This window comes from Wolbachia endosymbiont of Drosophila bocki (assembly GCF_028982005.1).
GTDB classification, from domain to species: domain Bacteria; phylum Pseudomonadota; class Alphaproteobacteria; order Rickettsiales; family Anaplasmataceae; genus Wolbachia; species Wolbachia pipientis.
In genome coordinates, this window is record NZ_JAPQLG010000011.1 from 1 (window position 1) to 3088 (window position 3088).

Consider the following 3088-nt stretch of genomic DNA (forward strand, 5'->3'; position numbering starts at 1 on the left):
GTCAGTAGCCACCAGATTTTTTCAGTTCCTATGCAACAAAGCCATCCCAGTGTCAGGCACTGGGATGACAGAAGAGGGTTTTACAAGCACTAATGTTAGTACTATAAATGTAAGCAATTTAGCACTGGTTGGAAAAGGGATAGTAAAATTTCAGAGTGCCGAACTTATAGATAAAAATAAATATAAGCTTAGCAATCTAATTAGAGGGCAAGAAGGCACTAAAGAGTATCAGCACACTGCAGGTGAAAAATTTGTTCTACTTGATGATTCAATAATATCTTTCGAAGTGCAAAGGGGAAAAAAGTTTTACCTAAAAGCAGTGACTTACGGTGACTCGCTGGAAAATACGGAAGTGAAAGTGATGAATTCATTTAGTAATTGAAATTTAATAAAGTAAGTGCTAGAATTAACATACAGGTGTTAATGGTAGAGATATAACATGTCAAAGGAAATGGTCAGTGCGTTGAAAGCTGAAGTGAAGAAGCTCAAATATGCTGATTTCAAAGCTAACACTTGGGACGAAGTAATTTCTGGTGAGGGAACATATAAGGATCTTAATAGAACACACGGCCTTGCTATTAACGGACAAAAAATAACTAACGAATTTATTAACGATCTGTATTCAAAACATAAAAATCTAATTCTACGGGATGAAAACGGAAAAGGGAATTATCGTCCATTTCTCAGACAAATTTTTACAGAAATGTTTAAACACGTTGGTGGAACAATTCCCAATAACTCTATTATTGAGGAGTTAATAAATAACTATTATCAGGGCGGATATACTCATTTTCTTCCTAATGATATGAGTCAAGCTCTTGGATCTTTTCATTTGTCAATGCAAAGCAACTGTATGACAAGAGAGTATATTATGGATCATCGTGAACCCAATTGTATAAAGCTTAGTTTTAGCATGAAATATACAAAAATGCTTAACTATGATGATTGTACATATATCGAAACACCAGGTTTTTGCAGTTCAGCGGAGTTTAAACTGAAATGTGAAGATAAAAATGTAACATATGAAGATGGTAAAGTACTTCTTACCATTCCTAAAGAGCTAAAAAACTACAAAGTAAGTGGTAGGAATTTGTTTGATGTTATTGTTGAATATTTTCAGAAGCTTTGCGAAAAATTGGGCTTTAAATTTGAGACAAAAGTGGAACATAGTCTTGGTGAACCACTAAAGGTAGTAAGTGAGGCAAATGCATCTTCTGTTGAAGACTTAAAGCTTAAAATGAATAATCAAAGGTAAAATATTGAAATTCGTGCTTTTCATGATTTTAGCTTAAGATTTCAGTGTCCGCTACTCGAATGACATCGTTTACTATGTAACATTGTACTTATACTAATGAAAAAAATACATTATAATTAAGTATATTTAATCCAGTAAATCATTAAGTGAAAACAGCTCTTTCGCAAGATATCATCTCTCTTATTATGATATTGTCTGTAGCAATTGTCGATATGGCAACTGATTTGTACTCAGTTGCACTACCAAGCATTGCCAATTATTTTAAAGTAGAAGGCAGTGTAGTGCAGCTTACAATTAGCTTGAATCTAGTTGGATTTGCGGTGTCTGGATTAATTTATGGTCCATTGTCGGACCATTATGGTAGGCGTCCAATGATGCTGATTGGTATGACAATTTTTACTTTGGCAAGTGTCATATGTTATATAGCCGACAGTATTGCGCTCTTGATACTAATTCGCTTCATACAAGGAACAGGGGCTGGTGTTGCAGGTGTTGTTGGGTATGCAGCAATAAGGGATATGTACTCAGGTAGTGAATACTCGAGAGTAATTTCAAAATTAAATATGGTTGTGGCACTCTCACCTGGAATAGCTCCAGTGGTGGGCAGTTATATAATTTCACATGGTTATCATTGGAAATTTTTGTTTTTTATTATGTCACTCGCAGCAATTGCTATACTTATTTTTATCTACTTTAAGTTACAAGAAACACTCACTGTAAATAAAAATGAAACCAGTATAACTAACATAACTACTAATATCTTCAAGCAATATATATCAATATTTAGAAATTATCGTTTCCTTGGGTTTTCAGCCATTCATGGATTAACTTTCATGTGGCTTTGGGCATACATTGCTAACTACCCGTTCATATTTGAATTGATGGGCATTGAAGTACAGTATTTTGGCTACCTCATATCGATCATAGTCATATTTTACATAATTGGAACTTTAATTAACAGGAGATATGTGCCGAAAATAGGGGTGAGTAAAATGCTAATAATAGGTTTGGTGTTACCGATAATATCCGATAGTTTATTGGTATATTTTTATTTCGCGGACAAGTTGAATATATTCATTCTTCAAACTGTTTGGATTCCAGCCAATATCGGACTTGCATTAATAATAAGCAATAACGTAACTTCTGCTTTAGAAACGATCAAAGGTATAGGGCTTGGTAGTGCAGTCCTCTCATTCTGCAATATGATGTTTGGGGCTATTGGAATATATATAGTAGGAAAATTTTTTCGCTATGGTATTTTACCAAATTTACTATTAACAATAGCATGCTCTACAATTGCAATTCTTATGTACAGCCAGCTCAAATGTACTGAAAAACACAGGGAATAACCATTATTTGCGTGATCCAGGAACATAGAGCTCATGGGTTATTAATGACTTTATCATGATAATATAATTTTACAGGGGGTGAGAGCTCATAGATTATTAACGACTTTATCATAACAATATAGTTTTACAGGAGGTATGGGATGAGCAATTCAAACAGAGATATAAATGCTGAATTACGTAAGGCTGCTCTAGAAGGTAATATTGAGAAAGTAAAAAGTCTAATAAGTGAAGGAGCAAAGGTTAATGTAAAAGATCAAGATAACAAGACTCCTCTACATTTGGCTGCTGAAAAGGGCCATAAAGGGGTAGTAGAAGTTTTACTAAATAATGGGGCAAATGTTAATGCAACAAATGAGTTAAAAGAGACTCCTCTACATCGGGCTGCTAAAGAGGACCATAAAGGGGTAGTAGAAGTTTTAGAACCTGTTTAAAATCTTCGTAATAGGAGAGAAATGAAGGAAAGGACAATCATTTGCAAGCTGGT

At 34.2% G+C, this 3088-nt stretch carries 4 protein-coding genes; all 4 read left to right on the forward strand.

The features are described from left to right. Nucleotides 1-382: GTA baseplate fiber-binding domain-containing protein (locus OZD61_RS00180; RefSeq protein ID WP_274979396.1), on the forward strand; the 382-nt coding region annotated here is incomplete at its 5' end. Between the two features lie 57 nt (nucleotides 383-439). Then, entirely contained in the window at nucleotides 440-1255 is an 816-nt protein-coding gene (locus OZD61_RS00185) for a hypothetical protein (protein WP_274979397.1), read from the forward strand. Between the two features lie 185 nt (nucleotides 1256-1440). Further along, entirely contained in the window at nucleotides 1441-2604 is a 1164-nt protein-coding gene (locus tag OZD61_RS00190; protein ID WP_274979398.1) for a multidrug effflux MFS transporter, read from the forward strand. A gap of 140 nt (nucleotides 2605-2744) precedes the next feature. After that, complete coding sequence (locus tag OZD61_RS00195) at nucleotides 2745-3035, forward strand: ankyrin repeat domain-containing protein (protein WP_274979399.1); 291 nt, start codon at nucleotides 2745-2747, stop codon at nucleotides 3033-3035. Nucleotides 3036-3088: the final 53 nt, after the last annotated feature.

Bases quoted from the DNA above. Each gene is read 5' to 3' on its own strand.
- OZD61_RS00185 (WP_274979397.1), top strand. From the start codon at position 440: ATGTCAAAGGAAATGGTCAGTGCGTTGAAAGCTGAAGTGAAGAAGCTC.
- OZD61_RS00190 (WP_274979398.1), top strand. From the start codon at position 1,441: ATGATATTGTCTGTAGCAATTGTCGATATGGCAACTGATTTGTACTCA.
- OZD61_RS00195 (WP_274979399.1), top strand. From the start codon at position 2,745: ATGAGCAATTCAAACAGAGATATAAATGCTGAATTACGTAAGGCTGCT.